The 18,631-nt window shown below is 67.3% G+C and carries 12 protein-coding genes; 6 read left to right on the top strand and 6 right to left on the bottom strand.

Features of this window, described 5'->3' with window-relative positions:
- A partial coding sequence (locus U9978_RS03350; protein ID WP_322759532.1) for a M23 family metallopeptidase occupies positions 1-309 on the top strand: 309 nt, incomplete at its 5' end.
- A gap of 93 nt (positions 310-402) precedes the next feature.
- Here U9978_RS03350 and pcrA read toward each other — a convergent pair.
- Positions 403-2,811 (bottom strand): DNA helicase PcrA, encoded by a 2,409-nt coding sequence (gene pcrA, locus U9978_RS03345; protein WP_322759531.1) that lies wholly within the window; start codon positions 2,809-2,811, stop codon positions 403-405.
- 399 nt (positions 2,812-3,210) lie between these two features.
- Between pcrA and U9978_RS03340 the strand changes: the two genes are divergently transcribed.
- Complete coding sequence (locus U9978_RS03340; RefSeq protein WP_322759530.1) at positions 3,211-4,362, top strand: threonine ammonia-lyase; 1,152 nt, start codon at positions 3,211-3,213, stop codon at positions 4,360-4,362.
- Between the two features lie 61 nt (positions 4,363-4,423).
- Here U9978_RS03340 and guaA read toward each other — a convergent pair whose 3' ends face one another.
- Positions 4,424-5,965: a glutamine-hydrolyzing GMP synthase gene (gene guaA / locus U9978_RS03335; RefSeq protein ID WP_416210834.1), complete on the bottom strand. Its 1,542-nt coding sequence runs from the start codon at positions 5,963-5,965 to the stop codon at positions 4,424-4,426.
- Positions 5,966-6,520: 555 nt separating this feature from the next.
- On the opposite strand from guaA, the gene U9978_RS03330 reads away from it, so the two are divergent.
- The 4 genes from U9978_RS03330 to U9978_RS03315 are packed head-to-tail and all read left to right on the top strand — an operon-like array spanning position 6,521 to position 11,744.
- Positions 6,521-10,363, top strand: coding sequence for a nitrate- and nitrite sensing domain-containing protein (locus tag U9978_RS03330; RefSeq protein ID WP_322759528.1), 3,843 nt, complete (start codon positions 6,521-6,523; stop codon positions 10,361-10,363).
- Entirely contained in the window at positions 10,360-10,782 is a 423-nt protein-coding gene (locus U9978_RS03325) for a roadblock/LC7 domain-containing protein (protein WP_255720431.1), read from the top strand. Before U9978_RS03330 ends, U9978_RS03325 begins: the two co-directional genes overlap by 4 nt.
- Before the next feature lie 25 nt (positions 10,783-10,807).
- Positions 10,808-11,167 carry a DUF742 domain-containing protein gene (locus U9978_RS03320; RefSeq protein WP_322759527.1) on the top strand — a complete coding sequence of 120 codons (360 nt, stop codon included), beginning with the start codon at positions 10,808-10,810 and terminating at the stop codon, positions 11,165-11,167.
- A complete protein-coding gene (locus U9978_RS03315) occupies positions 11,148-11,744 on the top strand; it encodes a GTP-binding protein (protein WP_322759526.1) in 597 nt (198 codons plus the stop codon). Before U9978_RS03320 ends, U9978_RS03315 begins: the two co-directional genes overlap by 20 nt.
- Positions 11,745-11,942: 198 nt before the next feature.
- Here U9978_RS03315 and U9978_RS03310 read toward each other — a convergent pair whose 3' ends face one another.
- The 4 genes from U9978_RS03310 to U9978_RS03295 all read right to left on the bottom strand — a co-directional run.
- Positions 11,943-13,181: an ABC transporter substrate-binding protein gene (locus U9978_RS03310; RefSeq protein WP_322759525.1), complete on the bottom strand. Its 1,239-nt coding sequence runs from the start codon at positions 13,179-13,181 to the stop codon at positions 11,943-11,945.
- A gap of 400 nt (positions 13,182-13,581) precedes the next feature.
- Positions 13,582-14,466 carry a hypothetical protein gene (locus U9978_RS03305; protein WP_322759524.1) on the bottom strand — a complete coding sequence of 295 codons (885 nt, stop codon included), beginning with the start codon at positions 14,464-14,466 and terminating at the stop codon, positions 13,582-13,584.
- A 1,710-nt stretch (positions 14,467-16,176) separates the two neighbouring features.
- A complete protein-coding gene (locus U9978_RS03300) occupies positions 16,177-17,409 on the bottom strand; it encodes a hypothetical protein (protein WP_322759523.1) in 1,233 nt (410 codons plus the stop codon).
- Positions 17,410-17,689: 280 nt separating this feature from the next.
- Positions 17,690-18,631: GuaB3 family IMP dehydrogenase-related protein (locus tag U9978_RS03295; protein WP_322759522.1), on the bottom strand; the 942-nt coding region annotated here is incomplete at its 5' end.

Below are 18,631 nucleotides of genomic sequence, written 5' to 3'. Positions count from 1 at the left end.
GGCGCCGCCATGGGCACCCAGATCGTCGCCGCCCATGGCGGCACAGTCATCTATGCGGGATGGGAGTCCGGCTACGGCAACTTCGTACAGATCCTGCACGCGAACAAGATCGTAACCTGCTACGGCCACCTGTCACGCATCGACGTTCGGGTCGGCCAAGTCGTCGCCACCGGCCAACAGATCGGCTTGGAAGGTTCAACCGGTCACTCGACCGGCCCACACCTGCACTTCGAGGTCCGGCTCAATGGACAAGACGGCATCAAGGTCGATCCGCTGGCCTGGCTCGCCGAACACGGCGTGACTTATTAGAGCGCCCGGGTGACCTCCGATCCAACGACAGATCGAACGACAGATTCAGAACACGCCCCTATTGCCGGTCGTTCTAATGGCCACCGCCGACCGTCAGAGCTTTTCAACAGGGGCGTAGCGCAGGAGCAGCCGTTTGGTCCCCGTTCCGTCTCCGAAGTCGATGCTTGCCTCGAGATTGTCACCGGACCCCGCCATCGCGACGACCTGACCCATGCCAAACGTGTCATGGTTGACCCGGTCTCCCGTAGCAAGATCGGGCATCGGGCGTGGAACCGGCGCCGGACGGCGTCCGGGCAGGCCCCCGGCCTTCGCCGTCGACGACCCGGCTGATGCCGAACCCCATCCCGACGCCCTCGGCGGGGACACCGCCGCCGGGGGTCGGGTGCTGCCCTGCCAGTTGACCAGCTCCGTCGGCACCTCGTCGAGAAAACGCGACGGCGGGTTGTACGCCGGCTGACCCCAGGCGCTGCGAACCTGCGCCCGCGTCAGATACAGCAGTGCCCGGGCCCGGGTGATGCCGACATAGGCGAGGCGACGTTCCTCTTCAAGTTCGGTCGGGTTGCCGAGCGTACGGATGTGCGGAAACATTCCGTCCTCCAGTCCGGTCAGAAAGACCACCGGGAACTCCAGTCCCTTGGCGCTGTGCAGGGTCATCAACGTGACGACCCCGGTTCCGCCTTCAGCCGGATCGGGTATCTGATCGACATCGGCCACCAGGGAGACCTGCGCAAGGAAGTCTGCGAGCGAACCCGCCGGGAAGCGTTCGGTGAACTCCCGGGCCACGCTGAGGAGTTCCTGGAGGTTTTCCACCCGACCCTCGGCCTCGATGGTGTCCTGCGCAGTCAGTTCGGCGAGGTACCCGGTTCGTTCCAGGGACGCTTCCAGCACCGCGACCGGACCGGCATCCACGACCGCCCGGAGCTCGGCAAGAAGATCCACAAAACCACGGACCGCGGTTGCCGAGCGGGTGGTCAGGCCTGGGACCTCCGCCGCCCGGCTCAGGGCGTCGGCGAAAGGAATCCGCTGCTGTTCGGCAAAGGTGGCCAGAGTCGTCTCGGCGCGGTCGCCGATGCCCCGCTTGGGTACGTTGATGATGCGCCGTAGGTTCACCGTGTCCGCCGGATTGGCCAGCACCCGCAGATAGGCGAGGAGATCCCGGACCTCACGCCGCTCGTAGAAACGCACCCCGCCGACCACCCGGTAGGGCAGCCCGACCCGCATGAACAGTTCTTCAAAGACACGGCTCTGGGCATTGGTGCGGTAGAAGACTGCGACGTCACCCGGCCTGGCTGCCTCCGCGTCGGTGAGCCGATCGACCTCGGCGGCGACGAACGCGGCCTCGTCATGCTCGCTGTCGGCGACGTAACCGACGATCTTCTCGCCGTCGCCGGCGTCCGACCACAGCCGTTTGGGCTTGCGCTGCCCGTTACGAGCGATCACCGCATTGGCCGCCGACAAGATCGTCTGCGTGGAACGGTAATTCTGCTCCAGCAGGACCACTGTCGCCTCGGGGTAGTCCTGCTCGAACTCGACGATGTTGCGGATGTTCGCGCCCCGGAAGGCGTAGATCGACTGATCGGCGTCACCCACCACGCACAGCTCGGCCGGCTCTACAACATGATCGTCGGTGCCCGGACGAACCAGCTCGCCGTCCACGGTCCGGGGGGACGCGCGCCCGACCAGCTCCCGCACAAGTACGTACTGAGCATGATTGGTGTCCTGGTACTCGTCTATGAGGACGTGCCGGAACCGGCGCCGGTAGTGCTCGGCGACGTCCGGGAACGCCTGCAGCAGGTTCACAACAGTCATGATCAGATCATCGAAGTCGAACGCGTTCGCCTCGGCGAGCCGGCGCTGGTAGCTGCCGTATGCCTCGGCGGTGGCCCGCTCAAGATGATTGGCAGCCCTGTCCCGGGCGGTCTCCCAGTCGACCAGTTCGTTCTTGAGATTGCTGATCCCGGCGGCGAGTGCGCGAGGGGGATACCTCTTGGGATCAAGGTCCAGGTCGCGGGCGACCAACGCCATCAGCCGCTGCGCATCCGCCGCATCATAGATCGAGAAGCTGCTGGTGAACCCGAGACGCGTGGCTTCCGACCGCAGAATCCGCACGCAGGCCGAATGGAAGGTACTGACCCACATCGCCCGCGTCCGAGCGCCGACCAGGGCGGTGACCCGCTCCTTCATCTCGTTCGCGGCCTTGTTGGTGAATGTGATCGCAAGAATCTCACCGGCGCGGACCCCGCGCGCGGCCAGCAGGTAGGCGATCCGGTTCGTGAGCACCCGCGTCTTGCCCGACCCCGCGCCGGCAACCACGAGCAACGGTGCACCGGCATGGACGACCGCGGCCCGCTGCTGCGGGTTCAGGCCCTCCAGCAGGAGATCGGGATCGAGCTGCGGGGTCGGGCGCCCCCCGGACACACCCGGGTCAAAGCCGGCATCGGAGCCGGCATCGGAGCCGGCATGGTCGAAGTCGGCGTACGGACCACCGAAAAGGGTACTCATAGTGAATCGATCATACGTTCGACGTCCGACAGTTCTGGCAACGATGCACACTCAACACCCTACGAGGCGCCGGCTGGCCTCACGACAGGGCGTAGTGCCAGATCGGCGTCCGGCCGACTCGACGCCCGAACGATACCGGAGTCGATCAACCAGGCGCATAGGTGACCCGCTGCCAGGAACGGAAAGATCACGGACAGTCGGTTTGACGACCATCGGCATTCGCGAGCATCCTGAGAAGGTGGCGCAGCATCTTATGATCATTTTCTGGGCGCGCGAGCCCGGCTGACGATTCCAGCCCTCGGGGTCCGCGCGCCTTGCCCTCCTGCCGTTCCGGCGGGGGGCTTTTTTGTTGCCGCGGCCGCTGCGGAAGGTGGCCGCCGAGCCATCGGGAGAGCAACGATGAGCCGACCATCCGTCACCCGGGCACCAGCCACCAGCGACGACGCCGATACCGACGCCCCCTCAAGACCCGGCCCGCCGGTAGCCGCCCAGCACACCGGCGGTCGGGCCGTCGAGCCCGCCCACGTCGAGCCCGCCCACGTCGAGCCCGCCGACATCGAGCCCGCCCACGTCGAGCCCGCCGACATCGATGTCGACCGGGCCGCGGCGGTGCTGGCCGGGGTCGCCCGGCGCACGCGGGTGGTGCGCGGTACGTACCTGTCCGGGCTGACCGGCGTACCGGTCTGGCTCAAGTGCGAGCACGAACAGCGCACCGCCTCGTTCAAGGTGCGTGGCGCCTTCACCCGGATCGCCCTTGCCGACCCCGAAGTGCGTGCCCGTGGCGTGGTCGCGGCCAGCGCCGGAAACCACGCCCAGGGTGTGGCCTTTGCGGCGGCCCGCTTCGATGCCCCTGCGACGATCTTCGTTCCAGCGGAGGCGAATACGATTAAAATAGCTCGAACCCGGCGATTCGGCGCTCGCGTCGAACTCGTTTCCGGTGGGGTCGACGACGCCCTGCTTGCCGCGGAGGCAGCTGCGCACGACCTCGGCGGGCTGCTCGTACACCCCTTCGACGACCCGTTGGTGATCGCCGGCCAGGGCACGATCGGGTTCGAGTTGGTCGAGCAGCTACCCGGGCTGCGTACGGTCCTGGTCGGCATCGGCGGCGGCGGGCTGATCGCGGGCATCGCCACGGCATTGCGGCAGCGCCGGGCCGATGTGCGGGTCGTCGGTGTCCAGGCAGCGGGCGCTCCCGCCTTCGCCCGCTCCTGGCGCTGCGGGCACCGGCTGCAGGTACCTGCGAGGACAGTCGCGGACGGCATGGCTGTGCAGAGTCCGGGCGCGCTGACCCTCGCTCTCGCCTCGAATCTGGTGGATGACGTGGTGACGGTTGACGAGGAGGCATTCTGGGAGGCGATGGTGCTGCTTGCCCGTGTCGACGGCCAGATGGTCGAGCCCGCCGGCGCCGCCGGGGTTGCGGCGCTGCTACGCCATCCGGGCCTCGCGCAGGGCCCGACCGCGATCGTCCTCTCCGGCGGGAACATCGACCATGTGACTGCCTCCCGCGTGCGGGCTCTGGCGGCCGAGGCCCTGCATACGCCGGCAGCCTGAGCGCGCCGTGCCGGCCCAACCGGCCCAACCGGCTGAACCCGGACGCACCGCACTCAGCGCGCTACTCCCACTCGATGGTGCCGGGAGGCTTCGAGGTGATGTCGTACACCACCCGGTTCACCTGGGCGACCTCGTTGACCACCCGGTTGGAGATGCGTTCGAGTAGTTCGTAGGGCAACCGAGCCCAGTCGGCGGTCATCGCATCCTCGCTGGTGACCGCGCGCAGGACAACCGGGTGCCCGTACGTGCGCTCGTCCCCCTGCACCCCCACCGATCGAACATCGGCCAGCAGCACCGCGAACACCTGCCAGATCTCACGGTCCAGACCGGCGCGACGGATCTCCGCGCGCACGATCGCATCCGCGGCCCGCAGCGCCTCCAAGCGCTCCAGGGTGACCTCGCCGATGATCCGGACGGCAAGACCAGGCCCGGGGAAGGGCTGCCGCCAGACGATTTCTTCGGGCAGCCCGAGCTCCTCGCCGAGCCGCCGGACCTCATCCTTGAACAGCATGCGCAACGGCTCCACGAGGCTGAAGCGCAGATCGTCGGGAAGTCCACCCACATTGTGGTGTGACTTGATCTTCGCTGCGGTCGGTGACCCGGATTCGATGACATCCGGGTACAAGGTCCCCTGCACGAGAAACCCGATCTGAGCTCCCTCGATCTCGGCCCGCGCCTCAAGGTCGCGGGCCGCGGCCTCGAAGACCCGGATGAACTCCCGGCCGATGATCTTACGCTTGCGTTCGGGGTCGGTGACACCGGCAAGCGCGGCGGCAAAGCGATCGGCTGCCTTCACATGGACCAGCTCGACCCCGGTCGAGGCGACGAAGTCGGTCTCCACCTGTTCGGCCTCGCCCGCCCGCAACAACCCGTGATCGACGAACACGCAGGTCAACTGATCACCCACTGCCCGGTGCACGACGGCCGCGGCCACCGCCGAATCAACCCCGCCGGACAGTCCGCAGATCGCCCGGCCATCACCGACCTGAGCGCGCACCGCCGCCACCGCCTCGTCCGCGATGTTGAGCATGGTCCAGTTCGGTCGGCACCCGGCACCGGTGAACAGGAAGTGCCGCAGGATGTCCAGTCCCCAGTCGGTGTGCACGACCTCCGGGTGAAACTGGACGCCGAACAGCCGACGCTCGGTGTTCTCGAAAGCCGCGACCGGGGTCGACAGGGTGGCCGCGGTCACCACGAAGCCCGGCGGCGCAGCCGTCACCGAGTCGCCGTGGGACATCCACACCTGCTGGGCGGCCGGCAGGTCCGCGAACAGGACGCCCGATGCCACGACCGCGAGCTGGGTCGCGCCATACTCTGCGGTTCCCGTGCGCGCGACGGTCCCAGCCAGCGCATGCGCCATCACCTGATGGCCATAGCAGATGCCCAGCACGGGGATGCCGGCACGAAACAGGGCCGGATCCACCTCCAGGGCACCCGGGGAATACACCGACTTCGGTCCGCCCGACAGGATGACCGCGGCGGGACGTCGGGCGATGATCTCTTCGACCGGAAGATCCCACGGCACGATCTCCGAATACACGTGACACTCGCGCACCCGCCTGGCGATGAGCTGAGCGTACTGGGCACCGAAGTCCACCACCAGAACCCGGTCGTGGACGGAATGGGATTCCGAATCGCTACCGGTCGAACGTCCGGCGGGCTGCGGGGTTGCGGTGTTCACGGCGCCAGCCTACGAAGCCGGCAGACCGACAGGCTGGCAGACTGGCTGGCAGACCGACAGCGGCACGGGACACCACCCAGCACAGCCACATATGTCACGATCGCAACACAGACCGTGACATAAACCGTGACACGACCGTGGTGCCGCGGCAACGAGGAACCAGCGCCGGGTAGCCTGACCGATCGTAACGATCCCGGCATTCATCAGCGCCATCAAGCCGTGGCCGCCCGGCCACACATGGGTTCGGCGAGAAGTGCACCCGCCGCATCGAGCCGGAACCGGACAACAGTTCCCCGGTCTCCGGCCGCACCGAAAGAACCATGATCGAATCTCCTTTGGGTGGCTAACCTAGGGTAGGCGTCTTTCGGGCCGCCTGTCCGTACCGCTAAGGTGCCACTCGAGGGACATCCGGGCCCGATACCGAGCCATCCTGGTACGACGTGTTCCGGGAGGCTGGCGGAGAGGTTGCGAAGGTACGTGCGCAGACAACCGATAGCCAGCAAGGGCGTCGACGCGCCCGCGGCATCCCAGGCGATGTCGGAGGAACCCGCCGACGGTGGCGGGCATCGCGTCGACGCGCCCGCCATTGCGCTGCCGGCTCCCGGCGGCCTACGGCGGATAGCGGCGAACGTTGCCACTCCGTCGAACTGGCGGGTCCGGACCAAACTGATCGCGATTCTCGCCGTCCCAATGATCGCCATCCTGGTCAACGCCTCCCTGGGTGCCAATACCGTCCTCAGCAGCACGCGGGAGGTCAACCGGGTCCGAGACATGATCCAGGTCGCTCGCAGCGCCACCACCCTCGTGTTCGAGTTGGAGCGGGAACGCACCTATACGGTCGGCTATGTCGCAAGCTCGGGGCAACAGCGTTCCCTCGATGCGGTCAAAGCGGCACAAACACGGGTCGACCAGGCGGCCAAGGACTACGCGGACGCCACCAGAGGACGCCAGAACTCCTTCAACGACCAGACCCGGGCCGCAATCGAATCAACAGCCAACAGGCTTTCCCGCCGAGAGAATGTGCGCGCGACAGCACTGACCATCGTCGCGCCGAACTCCGTCGAGGTGGCCTATGCGGCTATGATCAACAGCCTTGTCAACCTGGTCGCACTCATTCCGCAGGGCCAGGACGACGGGTCCCTGCTCGCGGATGTGGTAGCCACCGACGCGATTGTCCGCTCCGGGGAACTACTGGCTGCGCAACAAGCGCTGATCTACGGCGTTCTACAGAGACACCAGTTCGACAGCAGCGACTATCGCACGTTCGTCGGGTTCGGCACCGAGCGAGAGAGCCAGATTTCTCGCTTCGAGGGCTCGGCCACCCGTCCGCAGAGCGACCTGTACCGCACAACCGTCGCCGGTCAGGACGTGTCGCAGGCCAGCGATGACACGCAGACAGTACTTACGGGACGCATCGGGCAGACTCCTGACTTGGATGCCCAGAAGTGGCTGCGGGCAACCCAGCAAACGATGGACCTCAACCGCAAAGTCACGACCTCTCTCCTCAACGACACCGACAGCCGGGGCCAAACACTTCGTTCGACTATTCAGCGCAAAGCGCTGGTGTCTGGCCTGCTCATCGTTCTCATCCTGGCCACCGCGCTCCTCGCGGCAATGGTCGTGGCCCGCTCCCTGGTGCGCCCGCTGCTCGGATTGCGTGCGGCCGCCCTCGACATCGCGGGGCACCGTCTACCCGAGGCCGTCCGCCGACTGCGCGACTCCACCGAACAGGACATCGACCCCGATATCCAGCCGGTCGGTATCGACACCGAAGAGGAGATCGGCGAAGTCGCCCGTGCGTTCGACGAAGTACACCGGGAAGCCATTCGTCTCGCCTCTGAACAGGCTGTTCTGCGAAACAACGTCAACGCGATGTTCGTCAACCTGTCCCGCCGAAGCCAGGGTCTGGTCGAGCGCCAGCTACGACTGATCGACGATCTGGAGAACCGGGAGCAGGACCCCGACCAGTTGTCCAACCTGTTCAAACTCGACCACCTCGCCACCCGTATGCGGCGGAACAACGAAAGCCTGCTGGTCCTCGCCGGCACCGACACCGCCCGCCGATGGACCCACCCCGTTCCACTCAACGAGGTCGTCCTCGCCGCCATTTCCGAGGTTGAGCAGTACACGAGGGTGAAGCAGTCGGCTGCGGCTCCAGTCTCGATCGCCGGACACGCGGTGAGCGACGTCGTTCACCTCATCGCCGAACTGCTGGAAAACGCGACCTCGTTCTCGCCACCGGCAACAGAGGTGCTGGTCACCAGCCACTCACTCGGTCCTGGCGCTGGGGCAATGATCGAAATCGAGGACCGCGGCATCGGCATGCCTGCCAAGGATCTCGAACGCATCAACGACCGCCTCGCTAATCCACCGGTCGTCGACGTGTCCGTATCCCGAACGATGGGTCTGTTCGCGGTAGGTCGGCTGGCCACCCGACATGGCATTCGGGTCCAGCTTCGGGAATCGACGTCCGGCGGCATCACCGCCGTGGTAAGGCTGCCAGCCAAGGTTGTCGCCGGTGATCCGTCGTCAACCGCCCCTGCGCGACCCACAGCCACCATCGGCGGCGGCCGCCCTTCGGCTGGCAACCGACCGGCGCTCGACAGCGGCTTTTCCCCCACCATGGCCAACAGCAGCGCCACGGCCAACGGCAGCGCCATGGCGAACGGGAGCCTGCCGTCCAAGGGCGGTGCATTCTCCAACGGTGGTTCCCACTTCAACGGGCACGCCCCGTTGAACGGCAGCGGCCCGTTGAACGGCAGCGGCCCGTTGCACGACAGCGGCCCGTTGCACGACAGCGGCCCGTTGCACGACAGCGGCCCGTTGCACGGCAGCGGCCCGGGACCCGCCGAGGCGCCACCTGGCTTCACATCCGTTCCGCCCGCAGCGACGCCGAACATGAACACAGCCCGCGGCGACCAGAGCTGGGGACGCCGTACCGGGGGGAGGGACGGTGCACCGCCCGACGGCGCGTTCAGGCAGCCGGGAGGCGATGGGTTCGCCGCCGGGTCCGGCGGCTTCGGGTCTGGCGAACTGGAGCGGGGCGGCCGGTTCGGTGGTACCGGGCCAGACGGTGTCACAATCGGCAAGCGGCCGGATGTCGGCTCCCCCTTCGGGGCCGGACCGTCGAGCAACAGTTATGAGATCCCCCGCGGGCCGGGCGCCCCACGATGGCCGAGCCCATCCGATACCGGACCGACCAGCACCGGACCCGGCGGTACCGGCCCGATCGGCATCGAACCGTTCAACACCGGACCGATCCGAACCGGTCCGATCGAGATCGAGACGTTCAACACCGGACCGATCGGCGGGGGTCTCGACCTTGAGACGTCGGGACCCACCGCTCCGGTCATCCCGGACACCGCATGGGCCGCCCCGACGACCGGTCCCGAGCCCGTGTTCGGCCGGACCGCCTCGGTGTCCGATACATACGACAATGATCGCTCGTACGATGCCACGCCCGCGAACAGCGATCCGTCTGACGATTTCGGTGCGGGCGGGAGCCAGGACCCGTCAGACGCTTCGTCCAACGTCTGGATGAGCGAGTCAGGGGAGCCGGACCGGGAGCCGGACGACGCCGACACAACTCCGATCTTCGACTCGGTGTCGGCCTGGTTCCAACGACGCTCCCCCGCATCGCCGCTCCCGACCCGCCGCGCCACGCCGCCTTCCCCGCTGCGCCGTCCAGGGCCGACGCTTCACCGTGGTCCCGCGATCCAGCGCGGCGACTCACGCCCGCCGGAGTCATCGGGCCGTCCCGGCGGACGCGGTGCCACGATCGCAGGTGGCGGCGGTGCCACGATTGCCGGTGGCGAAGGCACACGTCCCGGTCCCGCGTCGTCCTTCCTGCCCCCGGCCCCCATGCCGGCACCGGCTAGCGGCCAGGACATACCGGCCCCGGAACTCCCGGCACGCGCGGGTGCCGGGATGGGTGCTCCCGCGGCCTATTCGCCAGGGCCGATGTCGAGCCCGGTGGCCGCCGGTGCGGGTGCCGGCAATGCCACGACAGCCTCCGCCGGCGCGGACGCAATGTCATGGTCCTCCGCCGGTGACGCCGGTTGGCAGGCTGCCGAAGCGACCCGCCAACCCGTTCCCGGCGGGACGACTCGCGCTGGTCTGCCATTGCGGGTCCCGATGACCCACCTCGTGCCGGGCACCGCCGAACCCGGACCGCGGCGCCGTCCACCGGACGCACCCACCCGGTCTCCCGAAGCAGTCGGTGGCCGGCTTGCCAGCTTCTACCAAGGTGTTCGGCAAGGGCGCGACGTCATCAAGGACGCCGCCCCCACCCATCGTCGGGACGCCCAGGAGGACATGTGACGCCCATGAGCTCAGACGCACAGAACCTCAACTGGTTGATCAACAACTTCGTTGAGAGAGTACCCGGTGTCGCGCATACAGTGGTGGTCTCCGCGGATGGTCTACTCCTGGCCGTATCGGACGGATTCCCGCGCGACCGGGCGGACCAGTTGGCAGCCGTTGCCTCGGGTCTGGTGAGCCTGACCCAGGGTGCTGCTCGCGTCTTCGAAGCGGGCAACGTGACGCAGACGGTCGTCGAAATGGAGCACGGCTTTCTGTTCATCATGGCTATCAGCGACGGAGCGAGCATGGCGGTCCTTGCGGCACCATCGTGCGACATCGGACTTGTGGGGTATGAAATGGCACTGCTGGTAACCCGGGCCATGGACGTTCTGACGCCGGCCCTAAGGGCCGAGCTGCAGGGGATCCTTCCGCGGTGAACCGGCGGGAACACAGGGGGTCAGGGTGAGCATCGATCCCGAGAATGCCCCCGGACCGGTTGTCCGTCCGTATGCGATGACCGGCGGTCGGACGCGCTCACGGTACGAACTTGCCATCGAGGCGCTTGTTTTCACGACGACTCTCGGTGAAGAGCGGGTACTCGACCTTGCTCTGGAGCAACAGACAATTGCCGCCATGTGCCGGCACGTGCGATCGATTGCAGAGATCGCAGCCGGCCTGCGGGTTCCCCTCGGCGTCGCAAGGGTGTTGGTGGGCGATATGGCGGACGAAGGTTACGTCCGGGTACACCAGCAACCAGACCGCGACGAGGCGCCAGATCTCGCGCTGCTCGAAAGGGTTCTCAGTGGCCTTCGAAAACTCTGATCGCCGACGGGTCAACTCATCCGTCGCCACGACATCAGTCAAGATTGTTGTTGCCGGCGGTTTCGGTGCCGGCAAGACGACCTTCGTGGGTTCGGTATCGGAGATTGTGCCCCTGCGCACCGAGGCTGTGATGACCGAAGCCGGGGCGCATGTCGACGACCTGACCCATCTGACCGACAAGACGACGACCACCGTCGCCATGGACTTCGGCCGGGTCTCCCTGGATGATGACCTGATCCTGTATCTGTTCGGTACGCCGGGACAGTACCGTTTCTGGTTCATGTGGGACGACATCGTCCGCGGCGCGATCGGCGCCATCGTGCTGGCCGACACGCGGCGGCTAGCCGACTGTTTCGCCGCAGTCGACTACTTCGAACAGCGACAGCTGCCGTTCGTCGTCGGCGTGAACTGCTTCGACGGCGTCCTGCTGCATTCCATCGACGACGTCCGGGAAGCCCTCCAGATCAACCAGGCCGTACCGATCATCACCTGCGACGCGCGGAACCGTGACTCGACGAAGAGCGCCCTGATCTCGGTGGTCGAGCACACCATGTCCCGAGCGGTGGCGCGGGCCTGAATCCGGGTTCGCGTCCGGTCGAAGGCGACACGAGGAACTACTGGTCGAGTCGCCTTCGACCCGGAGGACGCCACCGCTGCACGCCGTCACAAAGGTGACGGCCCCGTTCCACACGGCAGTGAGCAACGCCTTCGGGAAGGCCGTCCGGACGGAACGGACAGGTGATCAGGCAATAATATGATCAATCTGACCGCCCGGTCAGCCGTACTGCTGAACCTTGTCCGACCCCGACACCATGTCACTGTTCGAGTCTTCACCGACGATGACAAGCTTGTAGCCTTTGTCCTCTTCCTGGCGCCACTGACCGCCGACCAGAGGTGTCTTCGCGACATTCTTGGGGATGTTCACCAAGCTACCGAAGGCAATCGGCCCGACGATCGTGTTCATATGCAGCTTCCCGATGGTCGCCGCGAGTGCCGCCCGATCACCGAGGGAGCCGGCCTGAACCAGCGCCTCGGTGGCAACCTCGTAGAGCCCGTGGACGAAGCCAAGGGTCTGCAGCCACGGCTTGCCGGTCTTCGCTGTGAAGTCGTCCGCGAGCACCTGGGGGGTCGCTCCCGTCAACGAACTGCGGAAACGGTGGGCGGGCGACCACCAGACCTCGGTGCCGAGGTTGTTCGCATTCGTTCCGAGGTCCAGAACCGATGCCGGGAACAGCAACGCCTTCGCCACCGTGATGATCTTCGGCTTGAAGTCCTGCTTCGCGGCCTCGCGCCAGAACAGGGCAAAGTCCGACGCCGGCAGCACGCCGGTCAGGATCTCCACTCCCCTGGTTTTGAACTGGCTCACGATGGCGGAGAAATCCGTTGTACCGGCCGGTATGGCGGGTTGGGCGACCAGCGAGTAACCACGCGCGGAAACAGCTTGCGGAAAGACGCCTGCGAACGCCCTGCCATCGGGGTCATCCGGCCACAGTGCGCCGATCTTCTTGTTGGTGCTGACCTGCGCCCACATCCCCAGGTAAACCTTGATCACATCCTCCAGACCCCAGAAGAAGTGATAGGTCCACTTGAACGGCTTCGCCGGGTCACCGCCGCGCCCGGAGAACCACGACTGCCACGGAGCCGCCGTGGAGATGCACGGTACCTCGTTCGCTTCGCACTGGTCCGCAACCGGGTTGACGGTGTCCAGCGTCGACCCGACCAGTACGACGTCCACGCCGTCGATGAAAATCAAGTCGCTGGCCGCCTGAGCCGCCCTGGTCTCGTCAGACTGGCTGTCCCGAAAAATGATGTCCACCGGGTGCGTCCGAGTACCAATGGTCAAACCACGTCGGTAGAAGGAACGCATCGCCTCGGTGACATACTTGTCTGCGACACCGAACGCGGCCAGCGCTCCGGTTTGCGGGCTCACATAGCCGATGCGGACGGATCTCGACGCAGTCGATCCGTCGGAGCCGCCACTGCATGCGGCCAGCGGTAGGGCGGCAGCCGTCATTCCGGCCAAGCCCAGCAACTTCCGGCGGTCCAGCGAACCACTCCCCCAACCATCCGGCCGGACTGGGACCACCTGAGGCAGGCGGGTCGTGGCGCAGACGCCGGAATCCGAAAGGCTGCCAGGTCGTACCGGGTCAGCGCCGGTCACACGGTCAGATCGGAGCATGGGACCTGATCCTGCCGCACCCGGGTTGAAACCTGGGCACTGGGTCCCGGTCGACCTACGGACGGGAGATCCAAGAGGGCTGTTTTGCTCCGAACCATCGTGCATTGTCACCCGATGTTCCGGGGCGCGGCCCGGCCACCTGAGCGGATGGCCCCCGGCCCTGACCCCGCCCCGGCCGCCGCCGCCGTGCGACGTGGCGGCCCGGGGCACTGGGTGTGCACAAAAAACCATGATTTCAGTTGATCGCACACCACCGGTTGCTCCCGTCCTCGAATGTCAGACCACCCACGTCCTTGCCGGCGTTACCCTCGTGTAGCCGATTGATGAACAGCGCCTTGACATCCTTGAGCGGCCCTCCGGTGAACTGAACATCGGCGAAGATCTGGGCGTCGGTACTCAGGCTGTTCTTGGCGATGGCGTAGGTGCCCTGTTGACCGTTCCACGTGTAGATACCGCGCCCGACTGGGACGACAAGCTTGTCCGCCAGCGCAGTCAGCGGTTTGAGGTCCGAGTTGTCGCTCTGATAGCAGCGGTAGGTTCCGTCGACCAGCGCCTGACCAGCGGCTGCGTCGGGGTTACTCGTCGTCGGCGTCAGCGAACCCCCAGGACGCGAGGTGGGCGCCACCGGCGTCAGAGCCTGATCCGACTCGCCCTTCCCGCCGATCAGCACGACGTACACGCCGATCGCGACGAGTGACACCAACGCGGCGACGATCAGCGGGCCCACCCACCCGTGTCGATAGCGCGCGACGAGCCCGGACGGGTAGTCGCCGTCCTCATCAACATCGTCCTCGAGATCTGCGTCAAGATCGCTATCGACGTCGTCGGCCAGATCGGCATCGAAGCCGGTCCGGCTGGTCGCGCCGGGCCGGTAGCCGGGCCGACTGTCGCCGCGCTTCGTGGCGAGAGTCGCCCGACCGTTCGAGGCCCGACGGCCTTCCTTCGCGCCCGTTCGTGGCATGCCTGCACTCGCGCCGGTCGACGACACCCGTCCAGGGGATACTCGCGGTGGCGCCGTGCCGCCACGGTCCACCTTCTTCCGAACAGTGGTGGACGGTTTCCAACCCCCGTCGTCCTCGTCACTTTCCGGCGCGGGCTCCACCCTCAGGGCCTCGGTCATCGCCGCCTCCGCTGGCGGACGGGACGGATGCGCGGGCGGCGGCACGACGTGGGACAGCGGGTCGTCGTCCCACGGGGAGAGACCGGGCGAAGGGTGCGGCACACCGGCGAAGCCCGCCTCACCAGAAGCCCGCCCGGAAGGACCGTCACGGTCCAGCTCGGGTGTGCCGATCGCATGGGTCGCTGACGCGGGCAGAGCCAGCGGCGGAGCGGACGCCGCGGACGTGGGCGGCGGGCTTAAGGGTGTCCGCGGCGGAGCAAGCGGATCGACGCCCGGTGCGGCAGGACTCCAGTGAGCCGGCGGGAGGATCGCGGCACGGCCGCCGGTATCCCGCCGTCCGCCTGCGGCCGGCGAGTGCCCCTCCGGTGGCGCGTAGACGCGCCCATCCGGGCCGGTACGACGGGGAACCTGCCGGGCGGGCGTATAACCGGAGTATCCTGTTACGCGACTTTCGACCCGATTCGCATTGCCGGTGTCGGTGGCCGGATCCACGACCGCGGCGGCATCGCGTCCATCGGAACCACCGCGCCCGGATCCTGGGTAGCCGGAAGGATGGCGGCCGGCAAGCCCATAACCGTTCGTGCCCTGGGGAGGGCTCTGGCTGTTCGACCCACCGTAGCCGCTCGCAGCACCATAGCCGTTCGACCCGCCATAGCCGTTCACCTGTTGATCACCGGCGGAACCATTCACGCCACCAACGGCTCCGACTGTCGGCGGACCTCCGGAGCCGCCGGCCCCGTACCCGCCGGATCCCCGCCCTGCAGGAGAGCCGGAGTGCCCCCCGAACCCTCGGGGGGTCTGCGAACCGGTCGTCGGATCGCCGGCCAGCCGGTCGGCGAGCACGCCGGTGGCGCTTTCCGGTGGCCGGGATGCCGGCGGACTGAATGTGCCCTGGCCAACGGCGGGGAACGACGTCGGCCGGCCGTCGGCCTGCGGCCGGTTACGACTGGCGTCGGCAGCGCTGACACCGCTGGGACGGCCGGACCCGAAGCCGCGGGGGGCTCCAGACTGGCGCTCACCTGTAGCGGGCTCCGAGCCAGCGCTCGGACCCGCAGGCGAGGGCTGCCAGGAAGGACCGTGGCCGCGCTCGGACCGCCCATTATCAACGTTACCCACCGACAGGTCCCACTGCCCGTTGCCGTGCCCGCTGGGCGCGCCCCGCCCGGGATCGACCGGGGTCCGCGAGTCGCCCGTCCACGGAATGCGATTCCTTGGATTCGGTGAGTGCTCAACAGGTGGGTACGTGGCGAAGGCTGGTCGGTCATGGGTGGAGGAGACATCGAAAGGATCGAGCGGTACCGGAGCTGGGGCCGGTCGAATGAACGAATCCGAGTCGGACCGCCCATCGGGTTCGCGGGCCGGCGCTTGGTCCGTCGGGCCGGTAATCGCCCAGGCTGACGCCGGATCAGGCTGCTGGTACGACCGCTCGCCACCTTCGCCGACCCGCTCCACCGCGAAGAAGTCGTCGGTGTGCCGTGCTGATGATCCGGATCGCTCGGGTGGCCCTGTCACGGGCCCACCCGTATCGCCGGGATCACCGGCCGCCGTCCGCGGACGCCACGTCTTGGCACCACCGTCCCAAACCCACGCGCCATCGTCGCTCAACCAGCGCCCGAAGTCGTCGGTGGGCATGTCCTGCCCCCCAGGTAAAGGGCGTATATGCCCATGAACCGCGAAAAAACGGATGGACCCAGCATACACCAGCCTTCATCATCCGACGCTCGCGCACTGGTCTGCGATCTCACGAACGACCCTGGTCGAGTCGGGGGCATTAACATTGTTGTTGAACGCGAGATACTGATCCTCCGGGTAGGTGGCTTCCAGCTTCTCCAACGTGCATGTGCAGTATGTCCGCAGTCCTCCGCTGACCTGGACGCACTCATCCAGATAGGCCGCGCGTACCGGCTCGGAGTACCGCCGGGGTGATCCCGCCGAAGGGCGCGCTGTAACCGTGGCAGGTACCTTGGCTACGGTGTTCTTGTCGTCCCAGCCAAAAGCGAGCCACCCACCGAGGCCGAGCAGAAGCGCCAGAACCGCCGCTCCGGTGACGAGCGCGGGACGCGGCAGCGATGTCACACCCCGCCGCATCGTGCCGACGTTCCCACCGACATCGCCGCTCGGCGGGTTGAATCGGGCTCGTCGGGTCCTCGCCGAGGCACGTCGCCGACGCCCCTGCGTACGCGCGCCGCCAGCCTGGATACGGCTTCGAGGCTCGAGATCCCCGACACCGTCGGCAGAGGCGTATTCGTTGCGGTCGTGTTCTGCGGGATCCCATCCGGGGACCGCCGCCTTATGATCATCCAGGCCATGCCGGACCGGGTTCCATGGCATCTCCTCGCCGCCCTGGCCCGCACCGCCCTGGCCCGCACCGCCCTGGCCTTGGCCCTGGCCCGCTGGGATGTCAGCCCCGGCGCGAGCATCGGAGTCGCCCAGGATGTCGACGCCGCCCGTGACCGCGCCAAGCCATGCTCCGGCAACCGGGTCGGGCGTCCGGACGATGTCCCAGGATCCCGTGTCGCTGTCAGGAACGCCGGCGACGCTCAGGTCGGTGCCGATCTGCCCGTCGGCACCGGGCTGTGCCCACTCGCCGGTGTCGGCCTGGCCCCCTGCGGCTGCGTCGGTGCCCGGCCATGAGCCTGCATCCCACCTACCGGTTCGGACTGGCTGCGGCCAGGTCGTGCCCGCCGCCAGACGGTCGTCGGCCACCGGCGAAGCCGCCGGGTCCCGAGGTGTCGCCGGGTCGTGATGGAGGGAAACCACGGAGAAACCGCCGGTGGACTCGACCGAGATGCCATCTGTGGCCGGACTGGCAGCATCGACGGCAACCGTGAATCCCACCGATCCGGTGGGATGCGGCACTGACGGCTGCCACGTCTGGGCGGCTTCATCCCAGACGTAGGCGCCGTCATCGCTGACCCAGCGACCGTGCTCGTCGATGCGCATGTGTCATCCTTCGGACCGAAACAGACGCCTCCAGGGTGCCATGCCGTCAGATTGTGGGGTCACCCCGGCATCCGAACCAGACCCGAAATAGCCCTTATGCCCCTATCGTCGTAAATCATCGGTCGCCGGCGCGATCGGGACCCGGGTCCGGATCCGGGTCCGCCATGCCACGCCGACAGCCCGGCACAGGACGATCGGGGACGCCGGGAAGCCGACGACGCCCGAAGACCGACGAGACCGACGAGACCGACGAGACCGGGAAGCGGACGATGCCGGGACGCTAACAAAGCGCCGAGGTGACAAGCACCTCTGCCTTCTGCAGCTCCTTCACCGTCGCATAACCGGTGGTCGCCATGGCCGTCCGCAGCGCGCCGGCCAGATTCAGTGTGCCGGGGTTGACCGCAGCCGGACCCAACAGGATCTCCCGAAGCGTTCCGATGATCGGAACACGCTCCCAGACGCCACGCGGCAACCGTGAGTGAAGAACATCCATGGACCAGTAACCGCCCCGACCGGGTGCCTCGGCCGCGGCGGCCAGCGGCGTGTCAAGCATCACGGCGTCGGCACCACAGGCGATGGCCTTGGCCATGTCACCGCCCGTCCGCATCCCACCGTGGGCGATCACATGGACGTAACGACCACCGGACTCGTCGAGGTATCGCATCCGTGCTCCGGCCGCGTCTGCGATGGCGGTAGCCATCGGGACCCCGACACCGAGCACCGCGCGGGTCGTGTCCGCGCCTCCTGGCCCGACACCTACGATCACACCGGCGGCACCGGTCCGCATCAGATGCAGGGCCGTCGAGAAGGACGCGCAGCCGCCCACCAGAACCGGCACGTCGAGTTCGCCGATGAACCGCTTGAGGTTCAACGGCTCGCCCGCCCGCGACTGGTGCTCGGCAGACACTGCCGGCGCGTGGATGACCAGCAGGTCGATACCCGCCTCGAGGAGGAACGGGAACAGTGCCGCGACCCGTTGGGGACGCAGCGCGGCAGCGGTGACGACGCCCGATTCGCGGATCTCCGTCAGACGCTTGACCACCAGCTCCGGTCGGATCGGCGCGGCATAGAGCTCGCGCAGCCGCCGGGTGGCCGCATCAGCCTCGAGCCCGGAAATCTCCGCCAGGAGCGAATCGGGCTCCTCGTGCCTGCTCCACACGCCCTCCACGTGGACGACACCGAGACCACCGAGACCGCCGACGGCCACCGCGCTTGCGGGCGA

The sequence above is a fragment of the Protofrankia sp. Cr2 genome (assembly GCF_963555885.1).
Classification (GTDB): domain Bacteria; phylum Actinomycetota; class Actinomycetes; order Frankiales; family Frankiaceae; genus Protofrankia.
The sequence above is the reverse complement of the archived record's forward strand: the minus strand, read 5'-3'. Positions and strand labels throughout refer to the sequence as shown.

Coding starts and splice junctions, on each gene's coding strand:
- U9978_RS03305 (WP_322759524.1), bottom strand. CDS start 14,466: ATGACCGAGGCCCTGAGGGTGGAGCCCGCGCCGGAAAGTGACGAGGAC.
- U9978_RS03340 (WP_322759530.1), top strand. CDS start 3,211: ATGAGCCGACCATCCGTCACCCGGGCACCAGCCACCAGCGACGACGCC.
- U9978_RS03300 (WP_322759523.1), bottom strand. CDS start 17,409: ATGCGCATCGACGAGCACGGTCGCTGGGTCAGCGATGACGGCGCCTAC.
- pcrA (WP_322759531.1), bottom strand. CDS start 2,811: ATGAGTACCCTTTTCGGTGGTCCGTACGCCGACTTCGACCATGCCGGC.
- U9978_RS03310 (WP_322759525.1), bottom strand. CDS start 13,181: ATGACGGCTGCCGCCCTACCGCTGGCCGCATGCAGTGGCGGCTCCGAC.